19 protein-coding genes are annotated in these 18325 nt (G+C 52.1%); 6 read left to right on the top strand and 13 right to left on the bottom strand.

The features are described from left to right. The first annotated feature begins 56 nt into the window (after window positions 1-56). Both znuC and znuB read left to right on the top strand, forming a co-directional pair. Complete coding sequence (znuC, locus tag B3Z23_RS07515) at window positions 57-812, top strand: zinc ABC transporter ATP-binding protein ZnuC (RefSeq protein WP_294904990.1); 756 nt, start codon at window positions 57-59, stop codon at window positions 810-812. Next, the gene (gene znuB / locus B3Z23_RS07510) at window positions 809-1594 is read left to right on the top strand and encodes a zinc ABC transporter permease subunit ZnuB (RefSeq protein WP_294904988.1); all 786 of its coding nucleotides are present in this window, start codon (window positions 809-811) and stop codon (window positions 1592-1594) included. Before znuC ends, znuB begins: the two co-directional genes overlap by 4 nt. 45 nt (window positions 1595-1639) lie before the next feature. Here znuB and ruvB read toward each other — a convergent pair whose 3' ends face one another. The 6 genes from ruvB to aspS form a co-directional block, all read right to left on the bottom strand. Continuing rightward, complete coding sequence (ruvB, locus tag B3Z23_RS07505) at window positions 1640-2644, bottom strand: Holliday junction branch migration DNA helicase RuvB (protein ID WP_294904985.1); 1005 nt, start codon at window positions 2642-2644, stop codon at window positions 1640-1642. A gap of 8 nt (window positions 2645-2652) precedes the next feature. Further along, a complete protein-coding gene (gene ruvA, locus B3Z23_RS07500) occupies window positions 2653-3270 on the bottom strand; it encodes a Holliday junction branch migration protein RuvA (protein WP_294904982.1) in 618 nt (205 codons plus the stop codon). A gap of 91 nt (window positions 3271-3361) precedes the next feature. After that, on the bottom strand, window positions 3362-3883 hold the full coding sequence (gene ruvC, locus B3Z23_RS07495) for a crossover junction endodeoxyribonuclease RuvC (protein WP_294904980.1): 522 nt from the start codon (window positions 3881-3883) through the stop codon (window positions 3362-3364). Between the two features lie 38 nt (window positions 3884-3921). Beyond that, window positions 3922-4665, bottom strand: coding sequence for a YebC/PmpR family DNA-binding transcriptional regulator (locus B3Z23_RS07490; RefSeq protein WP_038020980.1), 744 nt, complete (start codon window positions 4663-4665; stop codon window positions 3922-3924). Between the two features lie 93 nt (window positions 4666-4758). Then, window positions 4759-5196, bottom strand: coding sequence for a dihydroneopterin triphosphate diphosphatase (gene nudB / locus B3Z23_RS07485; RefSeq protein ID WP_294904978.1), 438 nt, complete (start codon window positions 5194-5196; stop codon window positions 4759-4761). Further along, a complete protein-coding gene (gene aspS, locus B3Z23_RS07480; RefSeq protein WP_294904976.1) occupies window positions 5196-6980 on the bottom strand; it encodes an aspartate--tRNA ligase in 1785 nt (594 codons plus the stop codon). The genes nudB and aspS overlap by 1 nt, the downstream gene beginning before the upstream one ends. Before the next feature lie 238 nt (window positions 6981-7218). Here aspS and B3Z23_RS07475 point away from each other — a divergent pair, with 238 nt between their 5' ends. The 3 genes from B3Z23_RS07475 to cmoB all read left to right on the top strand — a co-directional run bounded on the left by B3Z23_RS07475 (window position 7219) and on the right by cmoB (window position 9863). Continuing rightward, window positions 7219-8040, top strand: coding sequence for a DUF72 domain-containing protein (locus tag B3Z23_RS07475; protein WP_294904973.1), 822 nt, complete (start codon window positions 7219-7221; stop codon window positions 8038-8040). Window positions 8041-8169: 129 nt separating this feature from the next. Then, the gene (gene cmoA / locus B3Z23_RS07470; RefSeq protein WP_294904971.1) at window positions 8170-8898 is read left to right on the top strand and encodes a carboxy-S-adenosyl-L-methionine synthase CmoA; all 729 of its coding nucleotides are present in this window, start codon (window positions 8170-8172) and stop codon (window positions 8896-8898) included. Continuing rightward, on the top strand, window positions 8895-9863 hold the full coding sequence (gene cmoB, locus B3Z23_RS07465; protein ID WP_294904969.1) for a tRNA 5-methoxyuridine(34)/uridine 5-oxyacetic acid(34) synthase CmoB: 969 nt from the start codon (window positions 8895-8897) through the stop codon (window positions 9861-9863). Before cmoA ends, cmoB begins: the two co-directional genes overlap by 4 nt. A gap of 24 nt (window positions 9864-9887) precedes the next feature. Here cmoB and cutC read toward each other — a convergent pair whose 3' ends face one another. Both cutC and B3Z23_RS07455 read right to left on the bottom strand, forming a co-directional pair. Further along, window positions 9888-10619: a copper homeostasis protein CutC gene (cutC, locus tag B3Z23_RS07460; protein WP_294904967.1), complete on the bottom strand. Its 732-nt coding sequence runs from the start codon at window positions 10617-10619 to the stop codon at window positions 9888-9890. Window positions 10620-10909: 290 nt separating this feature from the next. Continuing rightward, window positions 10910-11479, bottom strand: a complete 570-nt coding sequence (locus B3Z23_RS07455) for a VOC family protein (protein WP_414716469.1) — start codon at window positions 11477-11479, stop codon at window positions 10910-10912. Between the two features lie 238 nt (window positions 11480-11717). Here B3Z23_RS07455 and argS point away from each other — a divergent pair, with 238 nt between their 5' ends. Continuing rightward, complete coding sequence (argS, locus tag B3Z23_RS07450; protein WP_294907655.1) at window positions 11718-13448, top strand: arginine--tRNA ligase; 1731 nt, start codon at window positions 11718-11720, stop codon at window positions 13446-13448. On the opposite strand, the gene B3Z23_RS07445 is transcribed toward argS, so the two are convergent. From B3Z23_RS07445 to cheY, 5 genes are all read right to left on the bottom strand, one after another. After that, on the bottom strand, window positions 13426-13908 hold the full coding sequence (locus B3Z23_RS07445; protein WP_294904963.1) for a flagellar protein FlhE: 483 nt from the start codon (window positions 13906-13908) through the stop codon (window positions 13426-13428). The two genes, argS and B3Z23_RS07445, sit on opposite strands and share 23 nt — an antisense overlap. Beyond that, complete coding sequence (gene flhA / locus B3Z23_RS07440) at window positions 13905-15989, bottom strand: flagellar biosynthesis protein FlhA (protein WP_294904961.1); 2085 nt, start codon at window positions 15987-15989, stop codon at window positions 13905-13907. Before flhA ends, B3Z23_RS07445 begins: the two co-directional genes overlap by 4 nt. After that, a complete protein-coding gene (gene flhB, locus B3Z23_RS07435; protein ID WP_294904958.1) occupies window positions 15982-17130 on the bottom strand; it encodes a flagellar biosynthesis protein FlhB in 1149 nt (382 codons plus the stop codon). Before flhB ends, flhA begins: the two co-directional genes overlap by 8 nt. A 136-nt stretch (window positions 17131-17266) precedes the next feature. Continuing rightward, the gene (gene cheZ / locus B3Z23_RS07430; protein WP_294904955.1) at window positions 17267-17908 is read right to left on the bottom strand and encodes a protein phosphatase CheZ; all 642 of its coding nucleotides are present in this window, start codon (window positions 17906-17908) and stop codon (window positions 17267-17269) included. Between the two features lie 9 nt (window positions 17909-17917). Further along, window positions 17918-18307 carry a chemotaxis response regulator CheY gene (cheY, locus tag B3Z23_RS07425; protein ID WP_294904952.1) on the bottom strand — a complete coding sequence of 130 codons (390 nt, stop codon included), beginning with the start codon at window positions 18305-18307 and terminating at the stop codon, window positions 17918-17920. Window positions 18308-18325 lie beyond the last annotated feature (18 nt).

Here is an 18325-nt window from a genome sequence, read left to right as displayed (position 1 = left end):
ATCGTCAATAATTGTGATATTATAACATTATATTTTTGTTGCAAACTGTAAAAATCATGACTGAACTGGTCGCGCTAGACAACATCTCGGTAGACTTTGGTCAACGCAATGTTTTAAGCAATATTACTCTGTCACTTAAGGCCGGAAGAATTCTGACACTGATGGGGCCCAATGGCGCGGGTAAATCGACGTTAGTCCGCCTGATTCTGGGTTTACTTAAACCTCAGCAGGGCACTGTCCGCCGTATTCATGGACTGACGACCGGGTACGTACCGCAAAAATTGCATATTGACCCCACTCTTCCTCTCACCGTGGACCGGTTTATGCGCCTTTCTCCGCGCGTCAAAGCAGCCGATGTATTACCGGCACTGAGCCGGGTACAGTCAGCACACCTGCAACACTCAGCTTTGCAAACGCTTTCTGGTGGAGAACTACAACGGGTACTGCTGGCTCGCGCACTACCCGGTCGTCCGCAGCTGCTGGTACTGGATGAACCGACCCAGGGGGTCGATGTCAACGGTCAGGTTGCTCTTTACGATCTGATTAATCAGTTGCGTCTTGAGTTGAACTGTGGAGTGCTGATGGTCTCACATGACCTGCATCTGGTCATGGCCAGGACCGATGAGGTGTTGTGCCTGAATCATCACATTTGTTGTTCAGGCACCCCGGAAATTGTTACACAGCATCCGGAATTTATTGCCTTGTTTGGACCGCGTGGTGCAGAAGAACTGGCGATCTATCGTCACCACCATAATCATCGCCATGACCTGCAAGGCCGGATCGTGTTGCGTAAGGGGAATGACCACCGATGATTGAGTTACTGTTGCCCGGCTGGCTGGGTGGAATGCTACTGACGCTGGCCGCAGGTCCCCTGGGTTCATTTGTGGTCTGGCGGCGCATGTCATACTTTGGCGATACACTGGCACATGCTTCGTTACTCGGGGTGGCGTTCGGTTTATTACTGAACATTAACCCCTATTATGCCGTGATTACCATAACACTGTTACTGGCGTTGTTGCTGGTGTTGCTGGAACATCGTCAGCAACTGGCTATCGATACCTTACTAGGCATCATGGCCCACAGTGCATTATCACTCGGCCTGGTGGTGGTCAGTCTGATGTCGAACATCAGAGTCGACCTGATGGCCTATCTGTTCGGGGACTTACTCTCAGTGGCTCCCGGTGACCTGTGGATTATCGGGGGCGGAGTACTGGCAGTAGTTCTGTTGCTGCTCTGGCAGTGGCGTTCACTACTGTCGATGACCATTAGTCCTGAACTTGCACAGATTGAAGGTGTTAATCTGCAACGTTGCCGGATATTGCTGATGCTTACCACCGCTCTGACGATAGGGGTCGCCATGAAATTTGTCGGAGCACTCATTATCACTTCCCTGCTGATTATTCCGGCTGCCACTGCACGACGTTTCTCTCGCTCCCCTGAGCAAATGGCGGGTTTAGCGGTCATCTGTGGAATGCTGGCGGTCACCGGCGGTATGGCATTTTCGGCCGTTTACGATACCCCAGCCGGACCTTCAGTGGTACTGAGTGCAACGTTATTGTTTGTTCTCAGCCTGCTGAAAAAAAGTGCAGTCTGAAGCTTTCTTCAGAAGGTGCTGTTGCACCTTCTGAATTTATCGCCGTTATTCGTCCCGAACGATATTAAAGTGCCGGTAGGCATGCCCGGTGGCCATCCGACCCCTGGGTGTTCGCTGAATAAACCCCTGCTGGATGAGATAAGGCTCGATGACATCTTCAATCGTTTCCCGCTCTTCGCCAATCGCCGCAGCCAGGTTATCCAACCCTACCGGCCCGCCGGTGAATTTGTCGATAATCGCCAGCAGCAATTTACGGTCCATATAATCGAAACCTTCACTATCAACATTCAGCATGTCCAGTGCGCTGGCGGTAATACTCCCGTTCATTTCCCCGTCGGCCCGGACTTCGGCATAATCGCGGGCACGGCGTAATAACCGGTTAGCAATACGTGGCGTACCACGTGCACGGCGCGCAATCTCCAACGCACCTTCCGGCGACAGAGGCAACCCGAGGCAGGCAGCACTCCGCGCTACAATTTGTTGTAAATCAGCGACCTGATAAAACTCCAGCCGCTGCACAATGCCAAAACGATCACGCAGTGGCGAAGTGAGTGATCCGGCGCGGGTGGTGGCGCCAATCAGGGTAAACGGGGGTAAATCAATTTTAATTGACCTGGCCGCAGGCCCTTCACCGATCATAATATCCAGCTGATAGTCTTCCATCGCCGGATAGAGTACCTCTTCGACGACGGGGGATAAGCGGTGGATTTCATCGATAAACAGCACATCATGAGGTTCCAGATTAGTCAGCATGGCGGCCAGATCCCCTGCTTTCTCCAGTACCGGACCGGAAGTCGTACGCAGGTTCACTCCCATTTCGTTAGCGACAATATTGGCCAACGTGGTCTTACCCAGACCCGGAGGACCAAAAATCAATAAATGGTCCAGAGCATCATTGCGCATTTTGGCGGCTTTGATAAAGATTTCCATCTGCTCCCGCACCCGGGGTTGCCCGACATATTCATCAAGCAACTTCGGGCGGATAGCACGGTCCAGACTTTCTTCTTCGCTTTGCGGCACAGCGGAGATCAGACGGTCAGCTTCTATCATAACGGTCCTTATATCGCAGCACGTAATGCTTCACGGATTAATGTTTCACAATCAGCCCCGGGCTGCCCCACCTTACTGACCATACGGCTGGCTTCCTGAGGCTTGTAGCCCAGTGCCACCAGTGCAGACACAGCTTCGGCCTCGGCATCATTCGCTTCAGCCGGTGCTGATGACGGGGCGGACAACTCAAACGGAGTATCACCGGAAAACAAATCTCCATGCATCCCTTTAAAGCGGTCTTTCATTTCCACGACCAGTCGCTCAGCCGTTTTTTTACCTACCCCCGGCAGCTTAATTAACGCACCAATTTCCTGTTGTTCAACAGCATGAACAAACTGCTGTGCCGACATACCGGACAGAATAGCCAGCGCCAGTTTTGGTCCCACGCCGTTAACCTTAATCAGCTCACGGAACAGGGTTCTTTCCTGCCGGTTGTTAAAACCAAACAGCAACTGAGCGTCTTCCCTGACCACAAAATGGGTGAATACCGACGCTTCCTGTTGCAGTTCCGGTAATTCATAAAAGCAGGTCATTGGCATATGAACTTCATAACCTACCCCGTTCGCTTCAATTAATACCAGCGGCGGTTGTTTTTCCAGTATAAGACCCCGAAGCCGACCAATCACTCTGCGTATCCTTATGTTTTAAGCACTGCAGTGGGTTATAGCATAAAAAAGGCTGGATGAATATCCAGCCCTGGTGATGTCATCTGTTTTTTCAGCGCAATCTGCCGCGTGCCAGTAATAACGCATTATCACTAACCCGAAGTGCGTTCTGGCTAATATGACAATGGGTGATGGCAATCGCCAACGCATCAGCCGCATCGGCCTGAGGGTTGGCGGGGAGCTTCAGCAAATTACGTACCATATGCTGAACCTGCGCTTTTTCGGCGGCCCCGGTACCGGTCACCGTCTGCTTGACCTGACGTGCAGCATATTCGAACACCGGTACTTCATGATTCACCGCAGCGACAATCGCCGCTCCCCTGGCCTGACCCAGTTTCAACGCTGAATCCGCGTTCTTCGCCATAAACACCTGTTCAACAGCGAAATAGTCCGGCGAAAACTGAGTAATAATTTCACTGACACCGGCATAAATTAGCCGCAGGCGTTCGGGTAACGCCGGAGTATTAGTACGAATACAACCACTTCCCAGATAGGTCAGTTGCCTGCCCACCTGGCGGATAACACCATATCCGGTAATACGTGACCCAGGGTCTATCCCCAGAATGATCGCCATAGCAAAAGCCCTGTGTCGCGGTTATCGTGCATGACAGATTACAGGGTTTCTGCAATCTCATCAGAAATTTCACCATTGTGGTAAACTTCCTGCACATCGTCACAGTCTTCCAGCATGTCTATCAGACGTAACAGTTTTGGTGCAGTATCCGCATCCATTTCTGCTTTGGTCGACGGAATCATAGTCACTTCGGCGTTATCTGCTTTCAGTCCACCAGCTTCCAGAGCATCACGCACTTTACCCAGATCTTCCCAGGCAGTGAACACATCGATAGCACCGTCATCATAGCTCATGACATCTTCTGCACCGGCTTCAAGCGCAGCTTCCATGATGGTATCCTCGTCCTGGCCCGGAGCGAAGGAAATTACACCTTTGCGGCTAAACAGGTAGGCGACTGAACCATCGGTCCCCAGGTTACCCCCGGTTTTGGTGAAGGCATGGCGCACTTCTGAAACGGTACGGTTACGGTTATCACTCAGGCATTCTACCATCACGGCACTGCCACCCGGGCCATAGCCTTCATAAATGATGGTTTCCATGTTGCTGTCATCTTCACCGCCTACCCCGCGTGCAATGGCACGGTTCATGGTGTCACGGGTCATGTTATTAGACAGCGCTTTATCCATCGCAGCACGCAGACGCGGGTTGGAACCAGCATCGCCACCACCCAGTTTGGCGGCAGTCACCAACTCACGGATAATCTTGGTGAAAATTTTCCCGCGTTTAGCATCCTGTGCCGCTTTACGGTGTTTGGTATTAGCCCATTTACTGTGTCCGGCCATATTTTTGGTCTCTCACTATCTCGTTATCAGATAATCGGGGACAAAGCGCGTGAAATCATTACGCTTTTCATCCAATGACATCGCCCTGACGCATCAGCGGGCGATAAATTTTTCAATTGCTTCGCGGTTACTCCACGACTTAGTCAGCACAGCAGCCTCATTTGCAGACAACCACTGGCTGGCTAAATGTTCGGTCAGTATTACCGTCTGTTCTTCCGGAAGTGGCAGCAAAAACCAGTGCTCCTGATTATGTGTCACTCCCGGAGCATAGCGATGCCGGTAATGCGGGAAGATTTCAAAGCTTATCTGCTGCCTGCAGTCAGTCAGCTCAAGCCCCTGTGCCGGGATATCAATCCCCAGTTCTTCCTTTACTTCCCGTATCGCGGCCTCGCCGGGCTGTTCACCCGATTCCAGGCTACCAGTCACCGACTGCCAGAACCCGGGATCATCCCGGCGCTGTAACATCAACACCCTGCCGGTATCCCGGGCGTAAATTACGACCAGTACCGACACCGGATGCTTATATTTCATTATGCGTTCTCAGAAGATGGCTTTTCTTTTTTCACCACCTGCAGAGCCAGCTCCTCTAGGGCATCCGGATTCGCCGGGCCTGGTGCATCGGTCAGCAGACAAGCGGCCGCGGTAGTTTTCGGGAACGCAATCACATCACGAATATTATCGGTACCGGTCAGCAACATGGTCAGACGGTCCAGACCGAAGGCCAGGCCGGCATGTGGTGGCGCACCATATTTCAGTGCATCCAGCAGGAAGCCAAATTTTTCCTGTTGTTGTTGTTCATCGATACCCAACAGGGCAAACACCGCCTGCTGCATCTTACCGTTATGGATACGCACAGATCCACCGCCCACTTCATAACCATTGATCACCATATCGTAGGCATTGGCAATGGCATCGGTCGGAGAAGCAGTCAGTTCCTCAGGCGTCATATCCCGCGGCGCAGTGAACGGATGGTGCATGGCTGACATGCGTCCCTCTGCATCTTCTTCAAACATCGGAAAATCAACCACCCACAGTGGAGCCCAACGGTTTTCGTCTGTCAGTTGCAGATCACGCCCGGTTTTCAGCCGCAGCGCACCGATAGCATCGGCTACCACACTGGCTTTATCTGCTCCGAAGAAAATCAGATCGCCATCCACTGCCGCAGTACGATGCAAAATTCCCTCAATAATTTCATTACTCAGAAACTTCGCGACCGGACTCTGAATACCTTCAGGAACCGAATTACGCTGATTCACCTTCATCCAGGCCAGGCCTTTGGCACCGTAATTACCGACGAATTTGGTGTACTCATCAATCTGTTTACGGGTCAACTGTGCCCCGCCAGGTACCCGCAGTGCGGCAACCCGTCCTTTAGGATCATTTGCCGGTCCGGAGAAAACAGCAAATTCCACTTCTTTCAGCAGATCAGCAACATCCACCAGCTCCATCGGGTTACGCAAATCCGGTTTATCCGATCCAAAACGGCGCATCGCTTCGGCAAAGGTCATCTGCGGGAACTCCCCCAGATCGACCTGACGGATTTCCTGCCATAATTCACGGATCATTCGCTCCATGATTTCACGCACCTGTGGCGCGGTCATGAACGATGTTTCTACGTCAATCTGAGTGAATTCCGGCTGACGATCAGCCCGCAAATCTTCATCACGGAAACATTTCACTATCTGGTAATAACGATCAAACCCCGAAATCATCAGCAACTGTTTAAACAGCTGAGGTGACTGCGGCAGAGCGTAAAACTCCCCTTTGTGAACACGGCTTGGCACCAGATAATCACGGGCCCCTTCCGGAGTCGCTTTAGTCAGCATCGGAGTTTCAATATCCAGAAACTCATTGGCATCCATAAAGCGGCGCACAAAGCTGCTGATTCGGGCACGGGTTTTGAAGCGCTGAGCCATTTCCGGACGACGTAAATCCAGATAACGGTATTTCAGACGCGCTTCCTCTGTATTCACGTGGTTTGAATCCAGTGGCAGTGGTTCAGAACGATTAATGATGGTCAGGCTGGTCGCCAGCACTTCGACATCACCGGTGGCCATATCTTTATTTCTGTTACGCTCGTCGCGGGCCCGTACTGTACCCTCGATAGTAATACAAAATTCATTGCGTAATTCAGACGCCAGCGTAAAAGCCTGCTGGTAATCCGGGTCGAAGAACACCTGAACAATGCCTTCACGATCACGCATATCAATAAACACCAGGCTGCCGAGATCACGGCGGCGGTTAACCCATCCTGAAAGAGTGACCTTCTGACCCACGTGGGACAGGTTGAGCTTTCCGCAATATTCTGTACGCATAACGCTATCCTTTTTTGACCTTGCCGCAGCGGCCTGAACTGTGTCGGGAATTTTTACCGAAAATCACCGGCTGCAAAATGGGGCGTATTATACTGGAAAAACTGCCACAGGATAAGTATGCCAGCATGAAAGCGGTTGATTACTCAACAGTCAGGAGGCTAAAGTTTTCGTTTTACCTGAGTTTCAGGCTACTCTGCCTCACCGTTTACGATAAAATGCTGTCTGACAAGGAGAACCGGTGACTCTGCGAATTGGCCTGCCTCAGTGGCAACACCCCTGGTGGAAACGTGCCGGGCTGTATACTCTGGAAGATTACGCCCGGCACTTTGATTGTGTAGAAGGCAATACCACGCTCTACGCACTGCCGGATGCAGACACTGTGCTGCGCTGGCGAGCCATGACCAGTGACCGGTTTCGTTTTTGCTTTAAATTTCCGGCGACGATCAGCCACGGCACGGAGCTGCGTGACAGCGCAGAGTTGCTGAACGAATTCTTCCGCCGGATGGATCCGTTATCTGACCGGATCGGACAATACTGGTTGCAGTTACCGTCACGGTTTTCCCCTCTTCAGTTACCACAGTTGTGGTCCTTTCTGAAGCAACTGCCGGCCGCATTCAGTTATGGCGTGGAAGTCCGACATCCGGAGTTCTTTGCCCGTGGCGAAGCAGAGCGGGCGTTAAACCGTGGGCTGGCTGATCGCGGTGTAAATCGAGTCATTCTCGATAGCCGGGCTGTACATGCATCACCTTCGCGCAGTGCAGCAGCTCTCGACGCCAAAGCAAAAAAACCTAAAGTGCCGGTCCATGCGGTATGCACTGCCCAACAACCGATGATTCGTTTTATCGGCAGTGACGAAACTGAAGCCACGGTGAAGCTGTTTCATGACTGGTCGACGCGCATCAGAGAATGGCAGTCAGTATCCTCTCCGCTGCTGTTTATTCACACCCCGGAAATGGGGGAAGTCTTCCCGTTGCTCCACCTGCTATGGCCTGAATTACAGCCGCTGACGGCAGGTCTGCCGCCGTTGCCAGCATGGCCGGAACAGCCGGCACTGTTCTGATCTGGCAGGCAGTGATTTTCCCGGTTACCGGTGAATTTGTCGTGATGGATGCTAAAAATAACTCCGACGGATGCAGCCCGCGCTAGTTTCTGCGACAATAGCCGCTTTTAGGACCTTGCGGATAGTGTGATGTCTGACCGTGATACACTCTTTTCAGCGCCAATTGATAAATTAGGCGACTGGACTTTCGATGAACGGGTGGCTGAAGTTTTCCCTGATATGATTCAGCGTTCAGTGCCCGGATACTCTAATATCATTTCAATGATAGGTATGCTGGCAGAACGTTTTGTCCGGCCTGATACCCGTGTCTATGACCTGGGCTGCTCTTTAGGCGCAGCCACATTGTCGGTACGGCGTAATATTCATCATTCCGGCTGTGAAATTATTGCTGTCGATAACTCCCCGGCCATGGTGGAGCGTTGTCGACGGCATATTGATGCCTTCCGGGCACAAACCCCGGTTCAGGTCATCGAAGCCGATATTCGTCAGGTGGAAATCCGCAATGCTTCGCTGGTCGTCCTGAATTTCACCCTGCAGTTTCTCGACCCCGCTGAACGCCAGCTGTTACTGAATAAAATTTATCAGGGACTGCTGCCGGGGGGAGCACTGGTTTTGTCTGAAAAATTCAGTTTCGACGACCAGGCAATGGGTGAATTGTTGTTCAATATGCATCACGATTTCAAACGCGCTAACGGTTACAGTGAGCTGGAAATCAGCCAGAAACGCAGCATGCTGGAAAACGTGATGTTGACAGACAGTGTCGCAACCCATAAGTCACGACTGGCAGAGGCCGGATTCGGGCATGCAGAACAATGGTTTCAGTGTTTTAATTTTGGCTCTCTTGTGGCAATAAAATGATTGATTTTGGACGTTTTTATCAGCAAATCGCCACCGGCCCGTTAGCTCCGTGGCTCGAAGTATTACCGGCTCAGCTGAGCCAGTGGCAGCGTGAGAATCTTCACGGGCACTTTCGCCAGTGGAAAAAGGCCATCGATCATCTGCCTCAGTTGACACCTGATTGCTGTGATCTGCAAAACGGCGTCACGGCCGACAGCGACAATCTGACCCCCCGCCAGCGCCAGGGTATCGAAACTCTGCTGCGCCAGTTAATGCCCTGGCGGAAGGGCCCCTATTCGTTGTATGGCACCCATATCGATACCGAATGGCGCTCAGACTGGAAGTGGCAACGTGTGTTACCCCATATCTCCCCGCTTGCCGGCCGCACAGTCCTTGATGTGGGTTGCGGCAGTGGTTATCACATGTGGCGAATGCTGGGGGAAGGTGCAGCGCAGGTGGTGGGTATTGACCCTATGCAGCTGTTTTTGTGCCAGTTCGAAGCGGTACGCAAGTTGCTCGGTGATGATAACCGGGCACATCTGTTACCTGTAGGAATTGAACAACTGCCGGAACTGAATGCCTTTGACACCGTATTTTCAATGGGTGTGCTGTATCATCGCCGTTCGCCGCTCGATCATCTGATGCAGTTAAAAAATCAACTGGTCAGCGGCGGTGAACTGGTTCTGGAAACCCTGGTTGTCGAAGGCGATGAACATACCGTCCTGGTGCCTGGCGAACGCTATGCTCAGATGCGAAATGTCTATTTCCTGCCTTCTGCTGCAGCACTGAAGAACTGGCTTCAGAAATGTGGTTTTATCAATGTACGCATCGTTGATCATGCGGTGACTTCGACCGAAGAACAGCGTCGCACCGAATGGATGACCAGTGAGTCGTTGGCGGAATTCCTCGACCCCGACGATCAGCAACTGACCGCAGAAGGCTACCCCGCTCCGTTGCGTGCTGTGCTGATCGCCAGTAAGCCCTGAATAAAGGTAACCGGCGAGTGCCGGTTACTGCATCATACTCTTCATTGCGGCGACCATTTCACCATCCACCACATAGCGGGTAAACTCATCTTCCGCTGAAACAGAACTCATGCTGACTCCGGCTTTACGATAATGCATTGGCGAGCTGACCGGTTTGCTGGCTGAACTGTGAATCTCGGTCAGACCCGCACCGGTAAAGCGATGCAGATTACTCAGTCTGACGCCTGAGCCCGCCATGATCGCCGGCCCCCGGCTGCGGGTGTTAAGCTCAGCCAGCAAAGCCAGGCCATTTTCTGCGCGCTCCTGTTGGCCGGATGTCAGTATCCGTGCTACCCCAAGATCGGTCAGTTCTTCCAAAGCCCGGTAGGGATTCTGGCATAGGTCAAATGCGCGATGAAAAGTCACCGGGATGCCGCCACACAACGCCATGATCTGCTGCATCCGCGGTATGTCAATGTGGGCGTGCTGGTCGAGAATACCAACGACCAGCCCGGCAAAGCCGAGTTCTTTAACCCTGGCGATATCGGATTTTATGGCACGAAATTCAGACTCACTGTAACAAAAGTCACCGCCACGGGGACGGATAATCGGATGTACCGGTATTGAAACCTGTGTTATCACTTCCTGTAGCACGCCCAGTGACGGGGTCAGCCCTCCTTCATGAGGCGCAGCGCAAAGCTCGATACGGTCTGCTCCGGCCTCAGCGGCCTGTATTGCACAATCCGGACCGTAACAACAGATTTCCAACGTAGCCATGACTCTCTCCTTATCAAATGTCGTTGCGTCTGTAGCATTATAAGTAACGGAGCCCACTCACCTGTAAGCTGACCGTTTAACATGACGGCTAATAATGACATCGGATCACAAAGAAAGGGTCGACCAGTATCACAGTGATAGCGATAAGAGTTGAAAATTCATAGAAAAAATAGAGAACTGCTGTAAAATTCCGAGTGGATCGTCGTCATATTACGCGGGACGTTTCACGACCCGACGCTGACAAAATACCACCGGAGACAGGATTCCTTCCCTGTTCCGGACACAATGACTCAGTGCGGCTGTTCGCTGGCGACAATCTGTTCCAGGCTGTAGGGATGAAACTTAATGGTGGTCTTACCATCTGTGACCGCCAGAGTTGGATTCGGCAAACAATCGTGACTTGCCTCGGGACTACTGGTTTTAAATGATATTCCGGGGTGAGTCAGCCCCTGATCAGCAATCAACTCCATTGCCCGTTGGCCAAGAGACTCTGGTTCTCCGGCCAGCACCACTTCAATATGTTCCCAGCCTTCGTGTGGATAGTGTTTATTACCGGGCCAGGGCAGCTCAATAATATGAATTTGCCAGCTTAGTAAACGCAATGGTTGATGCAACCTGAACAGGCAAACCGGGCGCTGATTGATTTCAGCGCGGGAAAACATTTCACCCAGTTGCGAAAAACCGGCTGCCCAGCGTTCAGCCGTGGCTATCTGGTGACAACGCACCGAGATATGATCAGGCTGTAAGCTCGCCAGCGACAGACCCAGACGATGGGCAAGATGACTGAGGTCACCGGCAAAACGTTGCAAATCATCCGCAAGGTCCGGCAGCAACCGGGCAAAAGAAGCTATATCGCTCATAATATTCCATCAATAATAAAAAACCGCGCCGCTATTTTTACGGCTCCCCCGTCATATGTAAAGCCTGGCTGGGAACCCCCCGAGACAGCTTCTGTCCGTGGATTCTAACAGACTGCTGACGTCTGCCGGGCTTTCACGTATACTGCCCGACTCAATTTCGATGACTGCCTCTTAGGTTATCTGCAACAGCCTGTTGCTGATCCGCTAAGAGGTGATCACAGCTTATGAAGGTAATTCGGTGAATATTCAGGCTATTCTCTCAGAAAAAATCAGTCAGGCAATGATTGCAGCCGGCGCACCTGCCGACTGTGAAGCACAGGTTCGTCAGTCTGCAAAAGCACAGTTTGGTGACTATCAGGCCAATGGTATTATGGCTGTCGCCAAGAAACTGGGTCAGGCTCCGCGACAACTGGCAGAACAGGTGCTGAGTCAGCTTGATTTGAATGGAATTGCCGCGAAAACCGAAATCGCCGGCCCGGGATTTATTAATATTTTCCTGGATCCGCAGTGGCTGGCCGCTCAGGCAGAGCAGGCGCTGGCTTCTGATAATCTGAATGTCGCCCCGGTCAAACCACAGACCATCGTGATTGACTATTCTGCACCTAACGTGGCGAAAGAGATGCACGTTGGCCACTTACGCTCAACGATTATTGGTGATGCTTCGGTCCGTACCCTGGAATTTCTTGGGCACAATGTCATCCGCGCTAACCATATCGGTGACTGGGGAACCCAGTTCGGTATGCTGATTGCTTTCCTGGAAAAGAAACAGCAGGAACAGCAGACAGAGATTGCCCTGTCTGACCTTGAGGCTTTTTATCGCGAAGCGAAACAACTGTATGATCAGGATGAAGCTTTTGCAGAGCGTGCCCGGGGATATGTAGTGAAACTGCAGGGTGGGGATGAATATTGTGCGCAGATGTGGAAAAAACTGGTGGATATCACCATGGCGCAAAATCAGCACAATTATGACCGTCTGAATGTCAGTCTGACCCGCGACGATGTGATGGGCGAAAGCCTGTATAACCCGATGCTACCAGGGATTGTCACTGATCTTGAGCAGAAAGGTCTGGCGGTTGAAAGTGAAGGTGCCGTCGTGGTTTATCTGGAAGAATATAAAACCAAAGAAGGTGAACCTATGGGGGTTATCATCCGTAAAAAGGATGGCGGCTACCTGTATACCACCACAGACATTGCCTGCGCCAAATACCGTTATGAAACCCTGAAAGCAGACCGTGTACTCTATTACATTGACTCTCGTCAGCATCAACATCTGATGCAGGCCTGGACCATTGTCCGCAAGGCAGGTTATGTGCCTGAAAGTGTACCACTTGAACACCATATGTTCGGCATGATGTTGGGCAAAGATGGTCGTCCGTTCAAAACCCGTGCGGGGGGTACCATCAAACTGGCCGATCTGCTGGATGAAGCACATGAACGCGCCCTGAAACTGGTCAGTGATAAAAATCCGGAAATGTCACCAGCTGAATTGCAACAGCTGGCGGAAGTGATAGGGATTGGTGCGGTGAAATATGCCGATCTGTCGAAAAGCCGTACCACTGACTATGTGTTCGACTGGGACAATATGCTGGCATTTGAGGGTAACACTGCCCCTTACCTGCTGTATGCTTATACCCGTGTGCTGTCAGTTTTCCGTAAAGCGGGCATCAGTGCACTGGCGACCGAAGGTAAGATTATCCTCGGTGAACCCCGTGAAGCTGCGTTGGCTACCCGACTGTTGCAGTTTGAAGAAACTGTATTGCAGGTCGCCCGTGAAGGTACTCCGCATGTGATGTGTTCTTACCTTTATGAACTGGCAGTATTGTTCTCAGGCTTCTATGAACACTGTCCGATTCTTGCCGCAGAAGATGAAGCGACCCGCCAGAGCCGCCTGAAACTGGCCAGCCTGACGGCCAGAACGCTGAAAACCGGCCTGGATACTTTGGGTATTAATACCGTCGAACGGATGTAACTGCGGGCCCTGTGCTGTTGTGCAGGGTCCCGGATTGCCCGGCAGTCCCGTCACGGGATTGCCGGTAAGTCACCTGAATCTCCGCACAACTGACCCGCATCGCCGCCGGGATTACCGCCCTCCCTTCGTGACGAAACCGAAAGTAAAACGCCCCGCTGGAATGGCTGCCGTTGAACCCGCGACTGATTCCCCGTGCCGCATCGGTCAGCATACACTCCCTGCCACGGCATAACTGCGCCTGAAAACCTGCCGGTGCAGCCGCCGTTAACTGATAACGCCAACGGATACTGATAATGCGGATATCTGACGGCAGGTTGATTCTGAACGGTAAGGTAGCCACCCAACGCCCCCTGGCGGTCACGGCCGGCCCCGCCAGACGATCACCCACGCTGATATCGGCAGCCAACGTCACCCCGGGTAGCAGAGCTGTCAGCAGTACCATCACCCGTAACGTATTCACAGCGTATTGCCAATAGTCGCAGTCTGGCGGATTTGGCGATGTGCATTGACTTCGGCCGCCGACATCACCACCAGTTGCGGAAAACTCCGGCGTAAATAGCGGGAAAGCAACTGACGTAAGCCAGACTGAACCACCAGTACCGGAGTGACGCCCTGGGCTTCCTGACTGGCAATAGCAGCTGTCGTTTGTGTCGTCAGTTGTTCAGCTAACCCTGGTTCCAGACCACTGCCACTCTGAATCACCTGTAGCAGCAGGGTTTCGGTAGCTGGCTGCAAGCCTATCACCAACATTTCGTCAGTGCCCGGGAACCACTGTTGGGTGATAGCCCTGCCAAGACTGATCCTTACCGCGCTGGTGAGCTGATCACTGTCGGTCGTTACCGGACAGTGTTCTGCCAGTGTTTCAACGATGGTACGCATATCCCGTACAGAAACCTGTTCACTGAGCAGATTTTGCAGCACTTTATGCAGTGTGGTCAGGGTAATTAAATCCGGAATTAGCCCTTCGGTCAGTTTAGGCATTTCACGGCCAACCCGCTCAAGCAGAAGCCGGGCCTCTTCCCGGCCAAACAGTTCACTGGCGTACTGACTGATCAGATGATTAAGATGGGTAGCCACCACGGTACTGGCCTCTACCACGGTATATCCGAGGGTCTGAGCCTGGTCACGCAGTGCACCATCAATCCATTTAGCCTGTAGTCCAAACGCCGGGTCATGAGTCAACTCACCCGGAAGTTCGCCACTGGCCCCGCCGGGATTAATCGCCAGCCAGCGGCCCGGCCAGACATCCCCGCGACCAATTTCTACCCCTTTCATAATGATACGATAACCGGAAGCCGTCAGACTCAGATTGTCACTGATATGCACCGCAGGGGGTAAAAAGCCCATTTCCCGGGCAAACTTTTTGCGAATTCCCCGAATCCGGCCAGGTAAGTCGCCATGTTGCAGTTCATCAACCAGTGGAATCAGCCGGTAACCCACTTCCATCGCCAGCGGATCTTCCAGTGCCACATCGTCCCAACTGACATCAGTCACCGGCAGATCCCGGGGTTGAGTGCGTTGCTGCTGATGACTGACGGTTTGTAGTTCTTCCCGCCCTTTCAGCCACCAGGCAAGCAACAGTAATCCGGCGGTAAACAGTAAAAAAACCAGGTTTGGCATTCCGGGAACAATACCTAATAGCCCAAGTACGGCCGCACTTAACAACATCACCCGGGGATGGCTGAATAACTGACTCACCATCTGTTCCCCGACATTACTGTCGGTACTCACCCGGGTGACAATCACTCCGGCGGCTGTAGAAATAACCAAAGCCGGAATCTGTGCAACCAGACCATCACCGATGGTCAACAGGGTGTAGCTGGTCGCCGCCTGCCCCACATCCAGACCATGCTGCACTACGCCTACTAATAATCCGCCGATGATGTTTATCACCATAATCAAAATCCCGGCAATCGCATCACCACGAACAAATTTACTGGCACCGTCCATCGACCCGTAAAAATCGGCTTCCTGGGTCACCTCATTGCGCCGGGCCTTGGCTTCATCTTCTCCAATCAGACCGGCATTTAAATCGGCGTCGATGGCCATTTGTTTGCCTGGCATACCGTCCAGTACAAAACGCGCTCCGACCTCGGCAATGCGTCCTGCACCTTTGGTAATCACCATAAAATTGATCACTACCAGTATGACAAACACCACGATTCCGATAGCAAAATTACCACCGACCAGGAAATGACCAAAGGCTTCCACAACTTTACCGGCCGCCGCCACACCGGTATGTCCCTGTAATAAAATGATTCGTGTAGAAGCTATATTCAGGGCCAGTCGAAGTAAGGTGGCGAACAATAAGACAGTAGGAAACGCGGCAAATTCCAGGGTTTTTCGGGTAAACATCGCCACCAGCAACACCATTACTGACAGGGCGATATTAAATGTGAACAACAGGTCGAGCACAAATGGAGGTAACGGCAGAACCATCATTGCCAGGATCATCAGAATCAGCACGGGTCCTGCCAGGACCTGCCACTCTACTTCACTCCAGCGTGCAGGCAGCCGTAGTTTCTTTGCCAGATTATCCATGCCGTGAAAACTCTCCTGTCATATCCATTTGTTGTGGTACCTGTAAATTTCGGGGGGCAGCCGGACGGGTTCCGCCAACGTTTCTCCAGCGACGGATTTGCCAGACCCAGGCCAGCACTTCCGCGACCGCGCCATACAATGCTCCGGGTATATAATCACCGGGCTCAGTATGGCGATATAACGCCCGTGCCAGTGTCGGTGCTTCAAGCAGTGGAATATGATGCTGTCCGGCCAGTTCTCGGATCCGGGTGGCCAGTTTGTCGCGCCCTTTCGCAACCACTCTGGGTGCATGCATCTTCCCTTCCTGATATTGCAGAGCCACAGCAAAGTGGGTCGGGTTAGTGACAATCACATCCGCTGTCGGGACTGCAGCCATCATCCTGCGTCTGGCAACCGCGTGCATTTGCTGACGAATACGGCTTTTCACGTGCGGGTCACCCTCCTGCTGTTTATATTCATCCCGCAGGTCCTGGCGCGACATCCGTAATTTTTTGTGATAGCTGTATAACTGCCAGAACACATCAAACCCGACCATTGGAATCATACTGAGCACCACTCCTATGCCACAGAGCAGCACCAACACCAGTCCCCGCGGAATGGCTTCAGTGACCGGCAATGCCAACAATCCCATGAACTCATCCCAGTGGTGGTACAAATAACTACCGACCACAAAGCCACTGATGACGACTTTAAGTAATGCCTTGGTGAGTTCTGCCACCATCTGCCCGCTGAATAAGCGCCCGAAACCGCTTAGCGGATTCATCCTGCCCGGATTAAATTTCAGGGATTTACTGCTGAGGGTGATGCCGCCTAACAGCATCGGTGCGGAAACAGCGACCAGCATGATGCCGCACAGCACCGGCAGTATTGTCAGGCAACTCTGCCATAACAACCCCCTGCTTATCAGCAACCAATCGCCATCACGGACCACAGGCTGGCCAAAATACAACCCACTACGCATTATGGTTATCATCGCTCTGGCCACTGGTTCGGCACTGAAACATAACAGCAGTAAACCTGCCAGTAATATCAGCAATGAGGTCAGTTCGCGTGAACGGGGAATATCCCCCTCTTCACGGGCTTTTTCTATTCGCCGTGCACTGGGGGCTTCTGTTTTATCGTCCTTATCCTGGTCTGTCACTGATGGTACTCTTGAATGTCAAAAATCAGAGCATGACAGAGTTCAGGAATAACTATTGTGTGGATATCCTGCGAAATTTCTGGCTATTCTGCGGATCAGCGGACCAGGCAATGCAGCTCGCTCTTAGCGCCAAAATTCAGAATCCCAGACTGTCCAGCAGGTCATCCACCTGGTCCTGATTGGCGATAACCCCGCTGGCATTACTGTCAATCTGTGGACCATTAAGTAAGCTGTCTTTACCGGTGGCTGATGGAATGACTGAATCGGGAATGTTCTCCAACAACACCATCAATAACTGGCGTTCGATTTCCTGAATGACTTCCATCATGCGTTTTATTACCTGACCGGTAAGATCCTGAAAATCCTGGGCCATCATAATTGACAGTAATTGTTGATTAGTGAATGCAGTGTGGTATGGAACCTCCTCCAGGAACTCACGGGTTTCAGTCACCAGTTGTCGGGCTTCGGTGAGCTCAATCGGATCAGCAAACCATTGATCCCACCGACCCGATAATGCCGTCGCCTGCTGCTGTAACTGTTCCTGATGGGGTTGTGCCGCTTCCACACAGCTTAATGCCCGATCGGCGGCCTGGGCTGTCATCTGTACCACATAATCGAGCCTGTCCCTGGCATCCGGAATGGCTTCCGCAGCATCAGCGATAGCCTGTTCCAGGCCCATCTCGCGCAGATTATCACGTAACATCCGTGTCAGCGCCCCCACTTTAGTGACAATGTCACGCACCGATTTGTCATTATCTGGCAGTGGAATATGGCTCATGAGTGCCCCCTAAATACCCAGTTTTTCGAAAATTTTATTTAGCTTCTCTTCCAGAATGGCGGCCGTAAATGGCTTAACCACGTAGCCGCTGGCACCCGCCTGTGCAGCGGCGATAATATTCTCTTTCTTGGCCTCGGCAGTCACCATTAGTACCGGCATGTCAGACAATTTTTCGTCGGCACGAATGCTGTGTAGCAATTCAAGACCGTCCATATTGGGCATATTCCAGTCGGTGATGACAAAATCAAATGCACCTGCCTGCAGTTTATGCAGAGCATCTGCGCCGTCTTCTGCTTCTTCAACGTTGGTGTATCCAAGCTCTTTTAATAAATTACGCACGATGCGTCGCATCGTATTAAAATCATCAACCACCAGAAAATGTAAATTACTGTCCGCCATGGCACTTTCCTTTGAGTT

The sequence above is a fragment of the Tatumella sp. UBA2305 genome (assembly GCF_002345795.1).
GTDB classification, from domain to species: domain Bacteria; phylum Pseudomonadota; class Gammaproteobacteria; order Enterobacterales; family Enterobacteriaceae; genus Tatumella; species Tatumella morbirosei.
This window is presented reverse-complemented; position numbering and strand designations above follow the sequence as displayed.